This window comes from Dyella psychrodurans (assembly GCF_003363265.1).
Taxonomy (GTDB): Bacteria; Pseudomonadota; Gammaproteobacteria; order Xanthomonadales; family Rhodanobacteraceae; genus Dyella_B; species Dyella_B psychrodurans.
Map to the genome: position 1 here is coordinate 230,969 of NZ_QRBF01000005.1, position 19,433 is coordinate 250,401.

A 19,433-nucleotide genomic window follows, 5' to 3' on the forward strand; every position below is an offset into this window, starting at 1 on the left:
AGGCAGTACAGTAATGATCCGAATTCACCCCTCGGCCAACAACTCCTTGATCAGGCTGTCGTGCCGCTGACATTGCAGGCCGGCGCGCTGCCGTACCGCCCGGACGATGGCCTGGAGCCCGTCCAACGCGTCCTCGAAGCGGTCATTGACGATGATGTAGTCGAATTCGTGGGCGTGGGCGATCTCGCCGCGCGAGTTGCGCAGACGGCGCTCGATCACTTCCGCACTGTCCGAACCTCGACCGCGCAGGCGGCGCTCCAGTTCCGCCCGGGACGGCGGCAGGATGAAGACGCTGACGCAATCGGGCTTGGCCTTGCGGATCTGCGCCGCACCCTGCCAGTCGATTTCCAGCAGGACGTCGCACCCCTGCCCCAGCAAGTCCTGCACGGTCCTGCGCGAGGTGCCGTAGAAATTGCCATGCACTTCAGCGTGTTCCAGGAAAATGCCTTCGGCGACTTCGCGTTCGAATTCCGCGCGTTCGACGAAGTAGTAATGCCGGCCGTACTGTTCGCCTGGCCGCGGCGGACGCGTCGTGTGCGAAACCGACAACGAAATGGCCGGCTGGCGCTCGAGCAGCGCATTGACCAGCGTGGATTTGCCCGCGCCGGAAGGCGCGGCCACGATGAACAGCGTGCCTTCGGCCGTTTCCTTGTTGGGCGTTTGCGCGCTCATTCGATGTTCTGCACCTGCTCGCGCATCTGCTCGATCAGCACTTTCAGCTCGACCGCGGCGTTGGTGCTGCGCGCATCGACGGATTTGGAACCGAGCGTGTTCGCCTCGCGGTTGAATTCCTGCATCAGGAAATCGAGGCGGCGCCCCACCGGCTCTTTCAGGCCGAGCACGCGGCGCGTTTCGGCGATATGCGCGCCAAGGCGGTCCAGTTCTTCATCCACATCCGAACGCGTGACCTGCAGCACCAGTTCCTGCTCCAGGCGCCCCGGATCGGCCGGCTGCTTGAGATCGGCCAGGCGCGTTTCCAGGCGCGTGCGCAAAGCCGCGCGAATCTCGGGCATCCAGCCGCGCACGTCGCCGACGATGCGCTCGATGCCATCCAGCCGCTCGCGCAGGATGTCGCCAAGCTTGGCACCCTCGCGTTCGCGCGTGGCGGTCAGTGCATCCAGCGCGCGGTCGAGCACGCCCAGCAAGGCGACCTGCTGGGTGTCCTGATCCACTTCCGCGTGCTGCAGCACGCCGGGGAAACGCAGGAGTTCGGTGAACTCGATGCGCATGTCCGGGAAATGACCCCGCATCTCGCTTGCCAGCTCGGACAGTCGCCCCACCATCATCTGCTCGACCTGCAGCGATTCGCCACGCGATTCGCCGCGACGCACGATCACATCGACCTTGCCGCGCGACAGCCGCGCCGCGATGCGTTCGCGCAGGGCGGACTCGAAACTGCGCAAATCCTCCGGCAGGCGCGGACTGAGCTCCAGGTAACGATGATTGACCGTGCGCAGTTCGCACGTCAGCGCCCCGGCGGGGGTGACGGCCTCGGCGGAGGCATAGGCAGTCATGCTGCGAATCATCGAAACCGGTTCCAAGGCAATGGGGAAAGTGGCAAATGGTAAACTGTCCTGCCATCACTTGCCCAACATCTATGTCTACAGTGTCCCGCCCCAGTGGCCGCGCCAGTGATCAATTGCGCAACATCACCATCGAGCGTCATTACACCCGCCACGCCGAAGGCTCGGTGCTGATCGCCTTTGGCGATACCCGCGTGCTGTGCACCGCCAGCGTCGAAGACCGCCTGCCCCCATGGCTGCGCGGCAAGGGTGAAGGCTGGGTGACGGCCGAATACGGCATGCTCCCGCGCGCCACCTCCAGCCGCACGCAGCGCGAGGCCACGCGCGGCAGCCAGGGTGGCCGCACCATGGAAATCCAGCGACTGATCGGCCGCAGCCTGCGCGCCTGTGTCGACCGCCAGGCCCTGGGCGAACGCGTCATCACCCTCGACTGCGACGTACTGCAGGCCGACGGCGGCACGCGCACGGCGGCCATCACCGGTGCTTATGTCGCGCTGGTGGATGCCGTGAACGTGCTGATGAAGCGCGAAAACCTGCGCCGCAATCCGATCATCGGCGCGGTGGCGGCCGTCTCGGTCGGCGTCTATCAAGGCATGCCCGTGCTCGACCTCGACTATGCCGAGGACGCCAACTGCGACACCGACATGAATGTCGTGATGAACGACGGCGGCGGCTTCATCGAAGTGCAAGGCACGGCGGAAGGCCACGCATTCCGTCGCGTCGAAATGGAAGCCATGCTGACCCTCGCCGAAAAAGGCATCGGCGAACTGATCGCGCTGCAGCGCGTGGCGCTGGAAAGCTGATATGCAACGCATCGTGCTGGCGAGCAGCAACCGCGGCAAGCTGGCCGAGTTCAACGCCTTGCTTGCCGACAGCCACTTCGAAGTGGTGCCGCAGGCGGAACTGGGCGTCGAGGATGCCGAAGAAACCGGCCTCACCTTCGCCGAAAATGCCTTGCTGAAAGCGCGTCATGCGTCCAGCAAGACCGGCTTGCCGGCGCTTGCCGACGACTCGGGACTGTGTATGCCGCATCTGCGCGGCGCGCCGGGTCTTTACTCCGCTCGCTACAGCGGCGGACACGGCGACAGCGCCGCCAACAACGCGAAGCTGCTGCGCGAACTCGACGGCGTCGTGCCGGAACAGCGCGGTGCGTTCTTCATCTGCGTGCTCGCGCTGCTGTGGCACGCCGACGATCCCGCGCCGCTGATTGCCGAAGGCCGCTGGCATGGCCGCGTGCTCGAAGCGCCGCGTGGCACGCATGGGTTCGGTTACGACCCGCTGTTCCTCCCCCACGAACAACTGCTGAGTGCCGCCGAACTGGAACCCAGCGTGAAGAATCGCCTGAGCCATCGCGCCCAGGCCCTCGCACAATTGCACGCACGCATCGCCGAATTGCATGTTTGATCTATGCCGCTGATCGCTCCACCGCTGGCGCTGTACGTCCACATGCCGTGGTGCGTGAAGAAATGCCCTTACTGCGATTTCAACTCGCACGGCCTGCGCGGCGAGCCGCCCTACGCCACCTATGTGGACATGTTGCTGGCCGATCTCGACGCCGATCGTGCCGATTTTGGCGATGCGCTTGGCGATCGCCCCATCGTCAGCGTGTTCTTCGGCGGTGGTACGCCCAGCCTGTTCGCACCGGAACTGATCGAGCGTTTTCTCGACGGCGCTCACGCCCGCCTGCCCTTCGTCGATCATTGCGAGATCACCCTGGAGACCAATCCGGGCACGGTCGAACATGGGCGTTTCGACGGCTACCTGGCCGCAGGCGTCAATCGCATCTCCTTCGGCATCCAGAGCTTCGACGACGACAAGCTCAAGCGCCTGGGCCGCATCCATTCCGCGACCGAAGCGGAAGCCGCGGTGAAATCCGCCCAGGACGCCGGTTTCGACAACATCAACCTCGACTTGATGTACGCGCTGCCCGAACAGACGCTCCCGGGCGCCCTGCACGACGTGGATCGCGCCATCGCCCTACAGCCGACGCACATCTCGCACTATCAGCTCACGCTGGAACCCAACACCGCGTTCGCGGCGCACCCGCCACCGCTGCCGGATGACGATGAAGCATGGGCCATGCAGGAAGCCTGCGAAACACGCCTGGCCGAAGCCGGCTATGCGCAATACGAGATTTCCGCCTACGCCAGCGCGAACCGGCAGTGCCAGCACAACCTCAACTACTGGCGATTCGGGGATTACCTGGGCATCGGTGCCGGCGCGCACGGCAAAGTGACCGACGCACTCCGTAACCAGGTATGGCGGCGCTGGAAAACCCGCCATCCGAACGCCTATCTCGACGCAGCCGGCGGCCCAGGCCGCATCGGCGGTCACGCCGCCGTCGCCACCGACGAGCTGCCGTTCGAATACATGCTCAACGCGCTGCGGCTGATCCACGGCGTTCCCGCAGAGGATTTCCCCGCCCGCACCGGGCTCCCACTGGAACGGATCGCCACCCCGCTCGCCGCCGGCCGCCACAAAGGCTGGCTGGACGACATTCCCGGACGCCTGGTGACCACGCCCCTGGGCCAGCGCTTCCTTAATGACGTGATTGCCAGCTTTCTTGACTAACATCCCATGACGGGAACCCGGTAACCGGCTTACACTCATCGCCGGGGAATTACTGGGACTCATGTCATGGATGTCGAATCAAGGGGACGTCCGCCGTTTGCCGCCCTCGACCGCAATGACCGTATCAATCACGGCCAGATGTCGGTGCGTGCGCGCCGCGTGGTGGATGCCGCGTGCGCGTTGTGCGATCACTGGACCGAACCGACGCTGCGGCTGTGCCTGGACCGGTTCGACAAACGTCTCTACGAACAGGCCGAAAGTTCGCGCAACCATCTTGACCAGCAACGCTGCTTCGACAGTCGCAGCCTGGTGCAACAGGGTCGTGCGGCGTTCATGCAGTCCTTCTCGTCCCGCCTGCGCCAGAGCTTCGAATACATGGGGCGTACCGAAGGCGACGAGGAAGCGTCTTCGCTCCTGAGCATGCAGCCCCTGACTCTGCTCGATCGCACCGAACACGAACTCACTGCCGCACTCGACAAACTCGCGGCGCGCATCGAGGCGCACAACAGCCAGAAACTGTCCGAGCTGTCCTATCGTCTGGCCGTGCTCGTCGGCGCGCCCCCGCTGGAAGGCAAAGATCTGCCGCCCAGTCCGCAGAGCATGGCGCACATACTGCGCAAGGCGAGCGATCCGCTGGACTTGCCGATCGAACATCGCATCCTGTTGCTGCAGGTGTTCGAAAGCACCGTCGGCGCAGCGTTGGTCTCGTTGTACGAAGGCATCAACACCAAGTTGCTGGCCGATGGCATCCTGCCGCAACTGCGCGCATTTCCCGCCGCGCGGCCCAGCCACGGACCCGCGCATGGCGCGGTGCCCACGGCCACGCCAGCCGCTGCAGCGCCCGCCGCGACCACGGCACCCGATCAGCGCAGCAGCGAACCCATCGCGGTGCTGGAAACCTTGCGCGACCTGCTCTCGCGACAGCGCACCGGTAATGCCGGCCCCGCGCCTGCCGCAGGCACGCGCACGGCCACGCACGATGAACTGCAAACCGCGCTGTCTGCGTTGCAGCAACACATGATTCAAGTCACCGACAACACCAGCCGCGAACTGCGCAGCGCGCAACGCCTGCACGAAGAACTGCTGCTGCAGCTCAATGCGGGCCTGCCACCCGGCACGGCACGCATGGAGCTCACCGCCGAACAGGGCGACACGGTGGAACTGGTCGCCATGCTGTTCGAACAGCTGGCGCAACAACTGCACCAGGGCCCCAATACACGCGCCTTGCTGGGCAACCTGCAACTGCCGATGCTTCGCCTCGCCGTCACGGACCGCGGGTTCTTCGACACGCGCGAACATCCGGCCCGTCAGTTGCTCGGCAAACTTGCCGAAGGCCTCAACGACTGGGTCGACGGACCGAACGGCGAAACCGACCACCAACTGCTCGCCCAACTCACCCATCTGGTGGACCGCGCCCAGCAAGAGCCGCCCACCGCAGGTCTTTACACCAGCCTGCTGGCGGATATCGAACATCACCTCGCGCAATTGGTGCGCAAGGCGCAAACCACCGAGCGTCGCCACGTCGAGGCCATGCAAGGCCACGAACGACTGGACCAGGCACGTCGCCGCGCCGACGAATTGATGAGCGAGCGCTTTGCGCTCTCGTCCCCGCGCGGCCTGCTGCGCACCCTGCTCGAACGCGCATGGACCGACGTCTTGGCGTTGAACCTGCTGCGCCACGGCGAGCAAAGCGACGCCTTCCGCACGCAGCTGCGCATTACCGATCAACTGCTCGGCCAGTTCCCGGTCAACGATCCGGTGCTGCTGCGCCATGAAGTGGAAACCGGCCTGCAGCAGATCGGCATGCACGCCGAAGAAGCCGAACAGGTGGCCCTGCGCCTGATCGGCACGGAAGCATCCGCACAAGAAACTCCCGCAACGACGACCGCAGCCGAAGCCATCGACGCGGCGACCGAAGAACCTTCGGCAATCGCCGGGCAACCCGTGGTGGAAAGGCCGGCCGAAACGTCCGTGCAACCTGTCGCGCAGAAACCCGCAGCTCCGGAAGCAGCAGCTCCGGAACCCAAAGCGACGGTCACACCACCTGCACCGAAACCGGTCATTCCGCCGCGCACAGTCGAAGCACCCAGCGCCACCGACTTGGCGATTCGACTGAAGCAGCGCCAGCGCCTGGGCGAGCAACGAGGTCAGGAAACGTCCTCCGCGCCACCACCTACACAGGCGGCCGTAGTCCCTCCTCTGGGACTACGCGAAGCACGCATTCACAATCGCCTGCGCCAGCTTCCGTTCGGCACCTGGTTCGAGTTCACCGATCCAGCAACGGGCGAAACCACGGAACGCAAACTGGCGTGGTTCTCGCCGGTGTCGGGCAACAGCCTGTTCGTCAATCGCCGCGGCCAACGCAGCGACGTGATGAACCTGCAGGAACTGGCCCGCGCCATTGCCAACGGTCGCGTGCGCGAAGTGCCGCCGCAGCAGGTAAACCTGCTTGATCGCGCGTGGCATGCCCTTACCACCAATCTGTTGCGTCCGGCATCGACGCCTTTACCGGAAGCCCGCTCATGAATGCGTCCGAACAACGCCGCGCACCGCGCAAGCGGCCGGAATACAGCGTGACCGTGATGGATACCATCACCGGCCAGCCGCTCGGGCATCTGGGCAACCTGTCCAGCAACGGCATGTTGCTGATCGGCCAGCACGTCCCGCGCAACGAGGCCGTGTATCAGGTCAGCCTCAACCTGCCCCGCCATGACGGCACCATGCCGACCATCGAAATCGGCATCCAGGAACAATGGCACGAACCGGCCGCGACGCCGGGCCAGATCTGGGCCGGCTATCGGATCATCGCCATCGGCACGGCGGATGCCACGCAACTGGACTCCTGGCTTCAGCAGGCCTGAACAGCCCGTCGCGTTACACTGGCGGACTCTTGTAGTCACCGCCCGGAAGTACGCATGAGCCGCCACCTCGCCCCGCTGTACACCCAACACATTGCCACACTGCGCGAGCGCGCCGACAAGGCGCTGGCTCTCGGCGGTTTCGATCATCTGCTGATCGCATCGAGCACGCCGCTGCGCAAATTCCTCGACGATCAGGATTACCCGTTCGTCGCCAATCCGCATTTTCGCCACTGGCTGCCGTTGACCGCCGCGCCAGGCAGCTGGGTGGTCTATACGCCGGGCAGCAAACCCAGACTGATCTTCGTGCAGCCACGCGATTACTGGCATGTCGTTCCGGCGGCGCCGAGCGGTTATTGGGTCGATCAGTTCGACGTCGTCATCGTGCGCAGCAACGCCGAAGCAGTGGCGCAATTGCCGCAAGGCCATCGCGCCGTCATCGCACCCAGCTGCCCCGGAATCGACGGCGTGGATGTCAACAATCCGCCGCCGGTGCTCGACTACCTGCATTGGCATCGCAGCTACAAAACGCCTTACGAGCTGGCCTTGATGCGCGAAGCCAGCCACATCGGCGCGCGTGCGCATCGCGCGGCCGAAAAAGCCTTTCGCTCGGGCTGGAGCGAATTCGGCATTCACATGGCTTATCTCGCTGCAGCAAGGCAGATCGATGCGGAACTGCCGTACGCCAGCATCGTGGGGCTCAACGAACACGGTGCTGTCCTGCACTACACGAACTTCGACCGCACGCCACCGAAGGAAAGCCGCTCGTTCCTGATCGATGCGGGTGGCAGCGCGTCCGGTTACGCCAGCGACATCACGCGCACGTACGCTGCCGAAGGCCATGCCGAATTCCAGGCGCTGATCGACAGCGTCGAACGCGCGCAGCAAGGTTTCGCCGCGATGGTGAAGGCCGGGCAGAGTTATCCGGAACTTCACATCCATGCGCACCACGTGCTGGCCGGCGTGCTGCGCGAACATGGCGTGATCCGCATGGATGCCGAAAGCGCGGTGCAATCGGGCGTGACGTCCGCGTTTTTCCCGCACGGCCTCGGCCATCCGATCGGCCTGCAGGTGCACGATGTCGCCGGATTCCAGGCCAGCGAAAGCGGCGGCAGCATTCCGCGTCCCGAGGGTCATCCGTATCTGCGCATGACGCGCGTGCTGGAACCGGGCATGGTGGTCACCATCGAACCTGGTTTGTACTTCATCGACATGCTGCTGGAAGAACTGCGCGCCACGCCTGCGGCCAAGGACATCGACTGGGCCAAGGTGGATGCGTTCCGTCCGTATGGTGGCATCCGCATCGAGGATGACGTGGTGTGCACGGACGGCGAGCCGGAAAACCTGACGCGCAACGCATTTGCCGTTGTTTAAATCAACGGTGATCTAACAAAGTTTCAGTCGACCGCCGTCGACCACATCTACACTCATGCCCTGCCGCACGCCATGCGGCAGGGCGTCGCTGTGACCGCGTGACGCGCGACAGCGCGCCGAGCACGGGCGTATGCTTTCCCGTGTCATGGATGGATGGAATCCGTCGCGATGCAGTCACCTCCAACAGGGTCTGTTTCCTCCAGCCCACCGGGCCGTCCGCTGCGTCGGCTGAGTATTGAGCTCATCCTCATCGTTCTCGCCAAGATCGCGTTCTTCGCGCTGATCTGGTGGATCGTCGCCGCGCATTACCCGCGTCCGGATACACGGCCCGCCGCCATCGAACACTTGCTCGCACCGTCCACACATTCTTCGCCGGAAACCAAGCCATGATCATCGATAGCGAAGTCGTCACGTTGTCGCGCGCGCAGTTTGCGCTGACCGCGCTCTATCACTTTCTGTTCGTGCCGTTGACGCTGGGCATCGTGTGGATTCTCGCGATCATGGAAAGCGTCTACGTGATGACGGGACGCGAAGTCTGGAAGCAGATGGTGCGCTTCTGGGGCGTGCTCTTCGGCATCAACTTCGCCATGGGCGTGGCCACCGGCATCACCATGGAATTCCAGTTCGGCATGAACTGGGCGTACTACGCACACTACGTCGGCGATGTGTTCGGCACGCCGCTGGCCATCGAGGGCTTGATGGCGTTCTTCCTGGAAGCCACGCTGGTGGGCGTGTTCTTCATGGGCTGGGATCGCCTGTCGCGCATCCAACATCTGCTGGTGACCTGGTTCCTGGCGCTCGGCACCAATCTCTCGGCGCTGTGGATCCTGATCGCCAACGCATGGATGCAACATCCGGTCGGCGCGAAGTTCAACGTGCAGACGATGCGCATGGAAGTCACGCACTTCTCGGAAGTGCTGTTCAATCCCGTCGCGCAGGCCAAGTTCGTGCACACGGTAAGTGCCGGCTACGTCATCGGCTCGATGTTCGTGCTGTCGATCAGCGCGTGGTATCTGCTGCGCGGCCGCAATGTCGATTTCGCGCGGCGCTCGATGACGGTGGCGGCCAGCTTCGGCCTGGCAGCGTCGTTGTCTGTCGTTGTGCTCGGCGATGAATCCGGATACGCCGTCTCGGAAAACCAGAAGATGAAAATGGCCGCCATCGAGGCCATGTGGGAAACCGAGCCGCCGCCGGCATCCTTCACCGTCTTCGGCATTCCCGACGTACAGAACCGCACCACTCACTATGCATTCCACGTACCGTGGGTGATGGGATTGATCGGCACGCGCTCGATCGACACACCCATCCCGGGCATCAACAACCTGGTCGAAGACACCAAGGGCAAGATCGAGAACGGCCTCCAGGCTTACGGCGCGATGCTTGCGCTGCGCGCCAATCCCAACGATGCGCAGGCCAAGACCACGCTGGCGCAATACGACGACGACATGGGCTACGCCTTGCTGCTGAAACGTTACCTGGCCGATCCGCGCCAGGCGACGCCCGCGGATATCCAGAAGGCGGCCGATTCCACGATTCCAAACGTGCCCGTGCTGTTTTGGGCGTTTCGCATCATGGTCGCTTGCGGTTTCTATTTCATCGCGCTTTTCGCCTACTCGTTCTGGCTGGCTAGCAAGCGACAGCTCGATCGCAACCGATGGTACCTGCGACTGGCGCTCTACAGCCTGCCGCTGCCATGGGTGTCGACCGAACTCGGCTGGATCGTCGCCGAATACGGACGCCAGCCCTGGGCGATCGAAGGCATCTTGCCCACCGCGCTTGGCGTGTCGTCGGTCACGGCAGGACAAGTATGGATTTCACTGGGCGGCTTCGTGTTGTTCTACACCGCCCTGGCCATCGTCGACGCCGTGCTGATGGTCAAGTACGCACGCAAAGGTCCCGACGAACTGGGTCTGTGGCCGATGCGGCACGCTCCCCGCGCTGCAGGGGCAACAGATGCCAAGGGAGCATTGCCATGAAAAACCTTCGCAGGATTCGAATCGCCGCGCTCGATCTTCGTCAACGCCTGCTCGCCCTGACGGGGCGGGATGCCATCCATTGAGGAGAACGCCATGTTCGACATCACGACATTGCGAGTGATCTGGTGGGCGTTGCTGGGCATCCTGCTGATCGGATTCGCCATCATGGACGGCTTCGACTTCGGCGTCGCCGCACTGCTGCGCGTATTGGGCCGCACGGAAGACGAACGCCGCGTGTTGCTGGAAACCATCGAGCCCACCTGGGAAGGCAATCAGGTCTGGTTCGTGCTGGGTGGCGGCGCGAGCTTCGCCGCATGGCCCACGCTTTACGCCACCGCCTTTTCAGGCTTGTACCTCGCACTCGCACTCGTGCTGCTTGCCTTCATCCTGCGCCCGGTGGGTTTCAACTTCCGCGGCAAGATCCACGACGCGCGCTGGCGCGCCGTATGGGACGGCACGCTGATCTTTTCCGGCTTCGTGGTGATGCTGATCAGCGGCGTGGCATTCGGCAATCTGTTCCTGGGATTGCCGTTCCGTTACGACGACGATCTGTACATGACGTGGCAAGGCGGTTTCTTCGACCTGCTCCACCCCTACGCGATACTGGCGGGACTGGTGAGCATCACCATGCTGCTGACGCACGGCGCGTGCTGGGCCGCGTACCGTTCCGATCACGCCATCGCAGAACGCGCCGCGCGTGTCGCGCGATGGATGGCACTGGCCTATGCCGTCACCTTCGTTCTCGCCGGCATCTGGCTCGGTTATGGCATCCCCGGCTTCACCGTCGCGGGGCCGGTGGTGATGGATGGCCCCGCGAATCCATTGTTCAAACAGGTCACGATCGGCGGCAGTTGGTTCACCAGCTACATGCTCTATCCGTGGTTCTGGGCCGCGCCGGCGATCGGCATTCTCGGCGCCATCGGGGTGCAGTGGACCGTGGGCAAGCACACTCTCGCAGGCTTCCTGTGCAGCAGCCTGATGCTGGCCGGCACGATACTCGCGGCCGGCTTCGCGCTGTTTCCGTTCCTGCTGCCATCGAGCCTCGATCCGCGTTCCAGCCTTACGGTGTGGGACGCATCCTCCAGCCACGGCACGCTCGCCTTGATGCTCGGCGCGGTGGTCGTGTTGCTGCCGATCGTCATTCTCTACACCGGCTGGGTGTATCGGGTGATGCGCGGCAGGGTCACGCTGGAAGATGTCCGGCACTCGCACAACACCTACTGAAGGAGCACGGCCATGTGGTATTTCAGCTGGATACTTGGCATCGGACTGGCATGCGCCTTCGCGGTGCTCAATGCGATGTGGTACGAGGTACAAGCTACCGATGAAGCGAACAAGCGCAAAGAGTCAACGCCATCGCAAGACAAGTGAGTAGCGTCAGGCCATATGCCAAAGCCTGCGCGCTTCTTCGGCGATGAGATCCGGACGCTCTTCCGGATAGAACAGCTTGGCGTTGGTCACACGCCGTACGCCAAGCGAGTGACCCATCGTGTGATCGAGATACTCGGCTCCCGCGGGCGAAAAAATCGTATCGTCCATGCCCCATACGATTCGCGTAGGCACCGCGCAGCGACGTAATGCGGCACCGATTCCTTCCAGCGGATTGTGCTCAAGCGCGATCGCATACGCATGCACCAGCGCCTTGCGATGCGGCGTGCTCACCAGCGGAGTGAAATAGCAGTCGATGGCTTCGTCGGTAGGATCGCGAGGATCGGCAAAGCACATCCCGCCGAAGCCTTGCGCCGAACGCGCAAGCGTCTTGTTCGCAAGCCACGGCACCAGCCACTTGTCGACATACGTGCCCTCGTGCGACATCGCAATCACCGGCTTCATCGCGGCCGGCGGACTTTCGTGCTCGGTATCGCAATTGGTCAGCAGCAGCGTGCGCACGCGGTCCGCGTGACGCGTCACGAAAAGCTGTGCGACCGCGCCGCCGCTGTCGTTGGCGACCAGATCGACCTTCGGTATCGCCAGCGCATCCAGAAACGCGATCAGCATCGCCACCTGTGCATCGGGGGCCACGCTTTGTCCCTCCGCCACTTCGGTGTAACCCAAGGCCATGAAGTCCGGCGCGATGCAGCGCCGATAAGGCGAGAGGCGATCGAGCGCGCCACGCCACTGGAAGCTGTTCAAGGGAAAACCGTGCAGGAACAGCGCGACATCGCCCGTGCCACGCTCGACGTAGGCAATGCGGCCGAACGGTGTCTGCAGGAATCGCCGGCTTGCGTGGAACGCCTTGGCATCCATGCCGCTGTTGCCGCCTGCCGATGCCAGCGCACGCGGCATGTATCCGGAAAAGGCACCGGCCGTGAGTGCGGCGGCCGTAAGTTTCATGAAATCCCTGCGTTGCATGGCGCTCTCCGTGTGTGGATGGAATGGCGTCATGATTCGCTTGGCGCGACATGCAATCAATGACCTCCCAGGTCATATCGTCATGACCTGGGGGATCATGGCTTTCCTGCGCAGGCGTGCTTTAGCATCCACACAGACCCCAAGGATTTGCCAAGCCACATGGACTCCCGTATCTCGCCATCCGCGCCCACCACCCACGTCGGCGTGCTGCTGCGCGAATGGCGCGCGGCGCGCCGATGCAGTCAGCTCGATCTCGCGCTGGCGGCGGATGTATCGGCGCGTCACCTGAGCTGCGTGGAAACCGGAAAGTCGCAACCCAGCCGCGAGATGATCGTGCGCCTGGCCGATGCGCTGGACATGTCGCTGCGTGAACGCAATGCGCTGCTGGTCGCGGCCGGCTATGCGCCCAAGTATCCGGAGACGGAGCTGAGCACGCCTGCGCTCGCGCAAATACGGCGCGCCATCGAGTTCATGATCAACCACCAGGAACCCTATCCGGCATTCCTGCTGAATCGGCACTGGGACATCCTGATGGCCAATCGCGCCGCAGCGCGTGTCGCCGACTTCGTGCTGCGCGGCGCGCGCAGTCCGCATAGCAACATGGTGCGGCAGATCTTCGATCCCAACGATCTGCGCTCGGGCATCGCCAATTGGGAAGAAGTCGCCGGCGACCTGATCCGCCATCTGCACAACGCGGTATCCGCAGCACCCTCCGACGCCAAGGCGCGCGCTTTGCTGGACGAAGCGCTGGCTTATCCTGGCGTACCCAAGCAATGGCACACACGCGATCCCGGTGTTGCGCCGTCGCCGCTGCTGACCACGGTATTTCGCGTGGATGGGCAGCAACTGAGTTTCTTTTCCACCATCACCACGTTCGGTACGCCGCGCGACGTCACCATCGACGAATTGCACATCGAATCGTGCTTTCCCATGGACGAGGAAACCGTTGCGCTGTGCAAGCGGTTTGCGCGTGATGATGGGAGTGCACAGCCAGAATAAAAGTAACTTAAAGGGCCGGTTACTTGTCGCGATGTTGCTTTTGCTCGTCATTCCGGCGCAGGCCGGAATGACGGTGGTGGATCTATTCACCGCATCGGTTCTATCAGCGACTCTGAGTCAGCGCTGGGCGAGCAAAGCCTCAATCGCTTCCGGGTCCTTCGGCACGCCATCGGTAAGCACCTCGTGACCATCGCGCGTCACCGCCACATCGTCCTCGATGCGAATGCCAATGCCACGCCAAGCCTCGGGCACCGACATGTCATCCGGCGCGATGTAAATGCCCGGCTCGACCGTCAGCACCATGCCCGGCTCCAACAACCGCGATTCGCCATCCACGCGGTAATCGCCCACATCGTGCACGTCCAGCCCCAGCCAATGACTGGTTTTCGCCGGAAAAAAACGCTTGTAGCTGCCTTCGGCTACCGCTTCGGCAGGCTCGCCTTTAAGCAAACCGAGCGCACACAGGCCCTCGGTAATCACATGCACCGCGACATCATGCGCGGCACTGTATGAGCGCCCCGGCATCACCTCATCGATGGCCGCCAGTTGCGCGGTATGCACCACTTCGTACAACGCGCGCTGTTCGCGGCTGTAGCGCCCGTTGACCGGAAAGCTTCGGCTGATGTCGGAGGCATAGCACTCCAGTTCCGCACCGGCGTCGATCAGCAGCAGATCGCCGTTCCTGAGCGGCGCGCGATTCGCCACATAGTGCATGGTGCAGGCATTCGCGCCGCCGGCGACGATGGGCGGGAACGCCGCCACCGCGCCGCGGCTGCGCATCACGCGCAACAGCTCCGCTTCCACCTCGTACTCATGGCGCCCTGCGCGCGCCAGGGACATCGCCACGAGATGCGCTTCGGCGGCAATCGCTGCGGAAGCGCGCATCAACTTCAATTCGCCTCGCGATTTGTACAGGCGCAGATCGTGCAGAAGGTGCCCGAGTGCGACGAATTCCTTCGGCACCACGCCGCCGCCGCGCAATTGCCGCAAACGGCGCATCCAGCCCAGAAGCTGCGCATCGAATTGCGGCTCACGCCCGAAATGACAGTAGACGCGCCCCCTGCCTTCGATCATGCCGGGCAGGATGTCGTCGATATCGTCGATCGGGAACGCATCGTCCATGCCGAAATCGGCCACGGCACGCTCCGTGCCGATCGATTCGCCATGCCAGCGCTCGTGATCCGGATCGCGTTCGCGGCAGAACAACACCGCTTCGCCGTGCTGACGCCCCGGCAGGAGCGCAAGCACCGCGTCAGGCTCGGGAAAACCGCTCAAATAGTGGAAATCGGAGTCCTGCCGATACGGCCACGCCGCATCGGCATTGCGCATGCGCTCCGGTGCGGTGGCGATAAGCACCACGGCGTCGGGCCCGGCCATTTTCATCAACTGGCGCCGCCGGCGCGCGAATTCTTCAGAAGCGATGTTCAATGCAAAGTGCCGCTGGAAGGCTGGTTGGGAATATGGCATTCGGTGAACAAGAGCATCGCGGCCATGCGGACGAATTCGTGCACTTCGATCAGCGCATCCTCGTCTTCATCTTCATTGCCGAAATCGAGCGATGCGGAGGCGATGGAACCGAGATCCTTGAGGATTTCCTTGCCTTCGTCCGACACGCGTTCATGCACCTCCGGACCGCCCAGGCCAAACCCGCCCAGGAAGCCGCGGCACCAATCCACTAACGCATCAGCACGTTCAGGCAGGGGGCGGTCATCGGCCGGCAACAAAGGTTCGAAACCCAGTTCAGGGTCGGCCAGTTCGTCTTCGCTTTGGCGGACCAGCCGGTCCAGGATCATTTGATCGGCCACGCCTACCGTGACCCCGCCCGCATCCAGGTGCAGCAACTCCAGCAACGGCCGCTTGCCCGGCCTGCCGTTGCCGGCCAGAAAACCGCATAGGGAGCCATGCAGTTCGCTGGCGGTCGCCGCCAGTTTCAGGTGCACCACGACATCGTCCAGTTCGTCGTAACCGATGAAATCGGGGACGGCCATCACGTGCTCCTTTAACGGCTAAAGCACAAGTTTAATGCACACCCCCGCCTTGGCGTCCCGGCCAGCAGATTTCTTCCGGCGTCCTGATATAGTGAACCGCATGAAGACACCCGACTCAGCCCAGTTTGAGCTTGCCGCCTTAAGCCAGCAGCTTGATCGGCTGCTCGAGCATGTGCATCGGTTGAATGAAGAAAATCGCAGTCTGCGCCACAGCCAGGAACAACTGGCGAATGAACGCGCAGGTTTGTTGGCACGCAACGAACAGGCGCGCAGCCGGGTTGAGGCCATGATCCAACGACTCAAGGCGCTCGAAAACAATGGCTGACGTCATCAGCACGCCCAGCACCAACGAACCGGTTGCGCTGCGACTGATCGATCGCGAATTCCTGATCGCCTGTCCGCCCGAAGAGCGCGACGGTTTGCTGGAAGCCGCAAGCTTTCTCGATCGCAAGATGCGCGACTTGCGCGCGCACGCGAAAACGCCGGGCTTCGATCGTCTCGCCGTGCTCGCCGCGATCAGCATCACGCACGAGTATCTGCAATTGCAGAAACGTCAAGTTGCAAGTGCCAATAATAACAGCGCAGCTGAACACGACGTTGCGGAAGGACTCGCTTCGCTGCGACGCAAGCTTGAAGCCGCACTCGACGCGCATCTAAAATAGACCCCGGCGTTTTCTGCGGTGTGCGCCAGCACACTCTTACATATTGCCTTGTTCCTATATACGACCCGGGTCGGTTACTTAAAGCTGTTGCGCATGTCCGCCACGAGCGGAAAGCCTCGAGGCCTTAATATCCCTCCCACCTGATCCCATTGGATCAAGGTCGTTTGGTGGGCAGCGGCATCGCGGTAAACGCCACCTCATTCCCAGCCCGGATGCCGCCGAAAGACGGCATCCGGGAGCGGACCGCCAGCCCGGTGCACCCTCTTCAGGAGACGCGCGACGTGGATACCGCCGCACGACGCCGTGAACTACGCCAGCGCCTGGCCGAACGCCGCCGCTCGCTGTCCCCACCCCAGCGCATGAGCGCCGCACAGGGCCTCCGGCGCAGCCTGGAGCACCTGCCCGAATACCATACGGACCAGCGCGTGGCCGGCTATTGGGCCTGCGACGGCGAGCTGCCGCTGAACCTGGTCATTCCACCGCTGGCGACCCGTGGACAGCAGTTCCTCTTGCCCCTGATCGGCCAGGACAACCTGCTGCGCTTTGCCCCCTGGGCGGCCGGCGACGCGGTGCAGCCCAACCGTTTCGGCATCCCCGAGCCGGTCACCCCGCACGAATGGTTCGCCCCGTTCCAGCTGGATCTGGTCCTGGTGCCCCTGCTCGCCTTTGACCGCCGCGGCAACCGCCTCGGCTACGGCGGCGGCTATTACGACCGCAGCTTCGCTTTCCTGAAAGACCAACTGCGTCCCACCGAGCCCTTGTTGGTCGGCATCGCCTACGAATTCCAGGAATTGCCTGAGATCGCCCCCGAACGTTGGGACATCACGCTGGACTTCATCGCCACCGACCGCGAATTGATCGATTGCCGCGCGACTTCGCCAGGAGACACCGTCGCATGAATCACTGGTTGATGAAATCCGAGCCGGACACGTTTTCCATCGACGATCTCAAGCGCAAGAAGCGCGAAGCCTGGGACGGCGTGCGCAACTATCAGGCGCGCAACTTCATGCGCGACGAGATGCACGTGGGCGACCAGGTGTTTTTCTATCACTCCAACTGCGCGGAACCGGGCATTGCCGGCATCGCCGAAGTCGCAAGCGATGCGTATCCCGATCCCAGCCAGTTCGATCCCAAGAGCAAATACTTCGATCCCGGCAGCTCGCGCGACAATCCGCGCTGGATGCTGGTGGACGTGAAGTTCGTGCGAAAGCTCAAGCGCGTCATCACGCTCGATGAACTGAAGAATCACGCCGCGATTGCAGACATGCGCCTGCTGCGCAAAGGCAATCGCCTGTCGGTGATGCCGGTGGAAGCGACGGAATGGCGTTACGTGCTGGAGCTGGAATAACGCCGCTTCACTCGAACATGCGATCCGGCAGACCTCCGGGCCCTGCCCAACCGTTCAAGATGCGGCAAGACGCCAAATCGACGATCATTCGTGTTTTACATTGATGGTGATGCCATGAGTAACAACGAGGAAAAACGCATCGCGGGCGAAGCGGCCATCCGATACGTGGAAGACGGCGACATCGTCGGCGTCGGCACGGGTTCCACGGTCGCCTTCTTCATCGATGCGCTGGCCAAGATCAAGGATCGCATCCAGGGCGCGGTGTCCAGCTCCGAACAATCCACCGCGCAGCTGAAGAAGCACGGCATTCCCGTGTTCGATCTCAACGCGATCGGTCCGTTGGCGTTGTATATCGACGGTGCGGACGAGTGCGATCCGCACAAGCGCCTCATCAAGGGCGGCGGCGCAGCGCTCACGCGCGAAAAAATCATCGCGCAGGCGGCGCAGAAATTCGTCTGCATCATCGATTCCAGCAAGCGCGTGGACATTCTCGGCAAGTTCCCGCTGCCCATCGAAGTGATTCCGATGGCGCGCAGCCTGGTGGGTCGCGAAATCGTCAAGCGCGGCGGCAATCCGGTGTGGCGCGACGGCGTGGTCACCGACAACGGCAACTGGGTGATCGACGTGCACGGCTGGCAGATCGCCGATCCCGTGGCGATGGAAACCGAGCTCAACCAGATTCCGGGCATCGTCACGGTGGGCCTGTTCGCGCGGCGCCCTGCCGATGTGGTGCTGATCGGCGACAAGGTGATGTAACAAAACCGGCCGATATAGCCTGCTTTCAAAGTCGAAAGCCCCGCCCAGGCGGGGCTTTTTTGTGGCCAGGACATGCCCGCGCCACGGCACACGCCCCAACCCTCAAGTCAATCGCCCGGCCTGCCGATAACCCCTTCAAAGATCCTCATGCCGGCAGGGGAAAACCGGTGCCGGCCCAACTGGAGGAGTGACGCCATGAAGACTGCATCCGTCGTCGAGGAGCTGATGCTTCACAACCTTTCCTGCTCTCAATGCAGGGTCGGCGAGCCGTGCCTGGTCGCCGAACACATCGAAGATTGCTGGCCCATGCGCGTGGCATCACAAGCTGCGGCAACTCTGCTGGATCTCACTGTTGCCAATGACGAAGTGCATCCCGTGCAGAACAAGGTGAAGGTGCCGCAGTTCAGCCGGTTTTGACGGCTAAACAGAAAACAAAACAGGATCGGGTTCACTTGTTGGCCTACGAATGGAAACAAGTGAACCCGATCCTGTTTTGCTCAAAGCGATAACGGCCAGACTCCAATTCGAAACAGGTGTAGGCGCCACACGCATGCACACCGTGCGCCTGGAACAACACCGACAACGGTTTCCTTGATTCCGTGATCGTCTCCGGTTTCGCCATCGGCGTGCGCGACGGAAGCGCTACTCGGCAACACGACGAGCAAAAGCACATCACGAGACGCGGACGAATAATCGTCATCGCACTTGGCTGGAACGCGTGCGGAGCTGGAAGCGGCATGGCTCTTGTTTTGTCCTGATTCATGCCTGGGCCAAGGCCGCCAAAGATCGGCCATTCACCGTTTTCGGGACATCTCTTTGCGAGTGCAGCACGCCGTAACTCCCGGAAAAACTTGGATCGATCTAATCATCATGCTGTCGTGCAATATCGACCCGGCGATGAATTACTTATGCATCAATGGGATACATTTAGAAAATCTAAATTTGAATCGATACAAATTTTAATTGACATTGCCTTTTTCCTGTCCTATTGATTAGCCCGCTCGGGGCATTTAGTCCAACGTTGTC

The 19,433-nt window shown here is 62.8% G+C and carries 22 protein-coding genes and 1 other RNA gene; 18 read left to right on the forward strand and 5 right to left on the reverse strand.

What is annotated here, in order from left to right; all coding sequences use genetic code 11:
- Nucleotides 1-24: 24 nt before the first annotated feature.
- Both gmk and DWU99_RS14310 read right to left on the reverse strand, forming a co-directional pair.
- Complete coding sequence (gene gmk, locus DWU99_RS14305) at nucleotides 25-672, reverse strand: guanylate kinase (protein WP_115478745.1); 648 nt, start codon at nucleotides 670-672, stop codon at nucleotides 25-27.
- Complete coding sequence (locus tag DWU99_RS14310; protein ID WP_115478746.1) at nucleotides 669-1,526, reverse strand: YicC/YloC family endoribonuclease; 858 nt, start codon at nucleotides 1,524-1,526, stop codon at nucleotides 669-671. Before DWU99_RS14310 ends, gmk begins: the two co-directional genes overlap by 4 nt.
- Before the next feature lie 71 nt (nucleotides 1,527-1,597).
- Here DWU99_RS14310 and rph point away from each other — a divergent pair, with 71 nt between their 5' ends.
- The 10 genes from rph (at nucleotide 1,598) to cydX (ending at nucleotide 11,673) form a co-directional block, all read left to right on the forward strand.
- Nucleotides 1,598-2,326 carry a ribonuclease PH gene (gene rph / locus DWU99_RS14315; protein ID WP_115478747.1) on the forward strand — a complete coding sequence of 243 codons (729 nt, stop codon included), beginning with the start codon at nucleotides 1,598-1,600 and terminating at the stop codon, nucleotides 2,324-2,326.
- A 1-nt stretch (nucleotide 2,327) separates the two neighbouring features.
- The gene (rdgB, locus tag DWU99_RS14320; protein WP_115478748.1) at nucleotides 2,328-2,927 is read left to right on the forward strand and encodes an RdgB/HAM1 family non-canonical purine NTP pyrophosphatase; all 600 of its coding nucleotides are present in this window, start codon (nucleotides 2,328-2,330) and stop codon (nucleotides 2,925-2,927) included.
- A 3-nt stretch (nucleotides 2,928-2,930) separates the two neighbouring features.
- Nucleotides 2,931-4,094 carry a radical SAM family heme chaperone HemW gene (gene hemW / locus DWU99_RS14325; RefSeq protein ID WP_115478749.1) on the forward strand — a complete coding sequence of 388 codons (1,164 nt, stop codon included), beginning with the start codon at nucleotides 2,931-2,933 and terminating at the stop codon, nucleotides 4,092-4,094.
- A 66-nt stretch (nucleotides 4,095-4,160) separates the two neighbouring features.
- Nucleotides 4,161-6,620: a DUF1631 family protein gene (locus tag DWU99_RS14330; protein WP_115478750.1), complete on the forward strand. Its 2,460-nt coding sequence runs from the start codon at nucleotides 4,161-4,163 to the stop codon at nucleotides 6,618-6,620.
- Nucleotides 6,617-6,955 (forward strand): PilZ domain-containing protein, encoded by a 339-nt coding sequence (locus DWU99_RS14335; RefSeq protein ID WP_115478751.1) that lies wholly within the window; start codon nucleotides 6,617-6,619, stop codon nucleotides 6,953-6,955. Before DWU99_RS14330 ends, DWU99_RS14335 begins: the two co-directional genes overlap by 4 nt.
- Before the next feature lie 54 nt (nucleotides 6,956-7,009).
- On the forward strand, nucleotides 7,010-8,326 hold the full coding sequence (gene pepQ, locus DWU99_RS14340) for a Xaa-Pro dipeptidase (RefSeq protein WP_115478752.1): 1,317 nt from the start codon (nucleotides 7,010-7,012) through the stop codon (nucleotides 8,324-8,326).
- Nucleotides 8,327-8,494: 168 nt separating this feature from the next.
- Complete coding sequence (gene cydP, locus DWU99_RS14345) at nucleotides 8,495-8,716, forward strand: cytochrome oxidase putative small subunit CydP (protein WP_233511147.1); 222 nt, start codon at nucleotides 8,495-8,497, stop codon at nucleotides 8,714-8,716.
- The gene (locus DWU99_RS14350) at nucleotides 8,716-10,302 is read left to right on the forward strand and encodes a cytochrome ubiquinol oxidase subunit I (protein ID WP_199535814.1); all 1,587 of its coding nucleotides are present in this window, start codon (nucleotides 8,716-8,718) and stop codon (nucleotides 10,300-10,302) included. The genes cydP and DWU99_RS14350 overlap by 1 nt, the downstream gene beginning before the upstream one ends.
- Before the next feature lie 93 nt (nucleotides 10,303-10,395).
- Nucleotides 10,396-11,526 carry a cytochrome d ubiquinol oxidase subunit II gene (gene cydB / locus DWU99_RS14355; protein ID WP_115478755.1) on the forward strand — a complete coding sequence of 377 codons (1,131 nt, stop codon included), beginning with the start codon at nucleotides 10,396-10,398 and terminating at the stop codon, nucleotides 11,524-11,526.
- Between the two features lie 12 nt (nucleotides 11,527-11,538).
- A complete protein-coding gene (gene cydX, locus DWU99_RS14360; RefSeq protein WP_115478756.1) occupies nucleotides 11,539-11,673 on the forward strand; it encodes a cytochrome bd-I oxidase subunit CydX in 135 nt (44 codons plus the stop codon).
- A 6-nt stretch (nucleotides 11,674-11,679) separates the two neighbouring features.
- Here the strand turns inward: cydX and DWU99_RS14365 are convergent, their stop codons facing one another.
- Nucleotides 11,680-12,654: an alpha/beta fold hydrolase gene (locus tag DWU99_RS14365; protein WP_115478757.1), complete on the reverse strand. Its 975-nt coding sequence runs from the start codon at nucleotides 12,652-12,654 to the stop codon at nucleotides 11,680-11,682.
- A 159-nt stretch (nucleotides 12,655-12,813) separates the two neighbouring features.
- On the opposite strand from DWU99_RS14365, the gene DWU99_RS14370 reads away from it, so the two are divergent.
- Nucleotides 12,814-13,653 carry a helix-turn-helix domain-containing protein gene (locus DWU99_RS14370; protein WP_115478758.1) on the forward strand — a complete coding sequence of 280 codons (840 nt, stop codon included), beginning with the start codon at nucleotides 12,814-12,816 and terminating at the stop codon, nucleotides 13,651-13,653.
- Between the two features lie 117 nt (nucleotides 13,654-13,770).
- Here DWU99_RS14370 and DWU99_RS14375 read toward each other — a convergent pair whose 3' ends face one another.
- The gene (locus tag DWU99_RS14375; protein ID WP_115478759.1) at nucleotides 13,771-15,120 is read right to left on the reverse strand and encodes an aminopeptidase P N-terminal domain-containing protein; all 1,350 of its coding nucleotides are present in this window, start codon (nucleotides 15,118-15,120) and stop codon (nucleotides 13,771-13,773) included.
- Complete coding sequence (locus tag DWU99_RS14380; protein WP_115478760.1) at nucleotides 15,078-15,641, reverse strand: UPF0149 family protein; 564 nt, start codon at nucleotides 15,639-15,641, stop codon at nucleotides 15,078-15,080. Before DWU99_RS14380 ends, DWU99_RS14375 begins: the two co-directional genes overlap by 43 nt.
- Before the next feature lie 100 nt (nucleotides 15,642-15,741).
- Here DWU99_RS14380 and DWU99_RS14385 point away from each other — a divergent pair, with 100 nt between their 5' ends.
- From DWU99_RS14385 to DWU99_RS14415, 7 genes are all read left to right on the forward strand, one after another.
- Complete coding sequence (locus DWU99_RS14385) at nucleotides 15,742-15,966, forward strand: TIGR02449 family protein (RefSeq protein ID WP_115478761.1); 225 nt, start codon at nucleotides 15,742-15,744, stop codon at nucleotides 15,964-15,966.
- Complete coding sequence (locus DWU99_RS14390; protein ID WP_115478762.1) at nucleotides 15,959-16,303, forward strand: cell division protein ZapA; 345 nt, start codon at nucleotides 15,959-15,961, stop codon at nucleotides 16,301-16,303. Before DWU99_RS14385 ends, DWU99_RS14390 begins: the two co-directional genes overlap by 8 nt.
- 7 nt (nucleotides 16,304-16,310) lie before the next feature.
- Nucleotides 16,311-16,496: non-coding RNA, 6S RNA (gene ssrS / locus DWU99_RS14395), on the forward strand.
- Between the two features lie 88 nt (nucleotides 16,497-16,584).
- The gene (locus DWU99_RS14400) at nucleotides 16,585-17,202 is read left to right on the forward strand and encodes a 5-formyltetrahydrofolate cyclo-ligase (RefSeq protein WP_115478900.1); all 618 of its coding nucleotides are present in this window, start codon (nucleotides 16,585-16,587) and stop codon (nucleotides 17,200-17,202) included.
- A complete protein-coding gene (locus DWU99_RS14405; RefSeq protein ID WP_115478763.1) occupies nucleotides 17,199-17,651 on the forward strand; it encodes an EVE domain-containing protein in 453 nt (150 codons plus the stop codon). Before DWU99_RS14400 ends, DWU99_RS14405 begins: the two co-directional genes overlap by 4 nt.
- 114 nt (nucleotides 17,652-17,765) lie before the next feature.
- The gene (rpiA, locus tag DWU99_RS14410) at nucleotides 17,766-18,407 is read left to right on the forward strand and encodes a ribose-5-phosphate isomerase RpiA (RefSeq protein ID WP_115478764.1); all 642 of its coding nucleotides are present in this window, start codon (nucleotides 17,766-17,768) and stop codon (nucleotides 18,405-18,407) included.
- A 195-nt stretch (nucleotides 18,408-18,602) separates the two neighbouring features.
- Nucleotides 18,603-18,824: a hypothetical protein gene (locus DWU99_RS14415; RefSeq protein ID WP_115478765.1), complete on the forward strand. Its 222-nt coding sequence runs from the start codon at nucleotides 18,603-18,605 to the stop codon at nucleotides 18,822-18,824.
- Nucleotides 18,825-19,433: the final 609 nt, after the last annotated feature.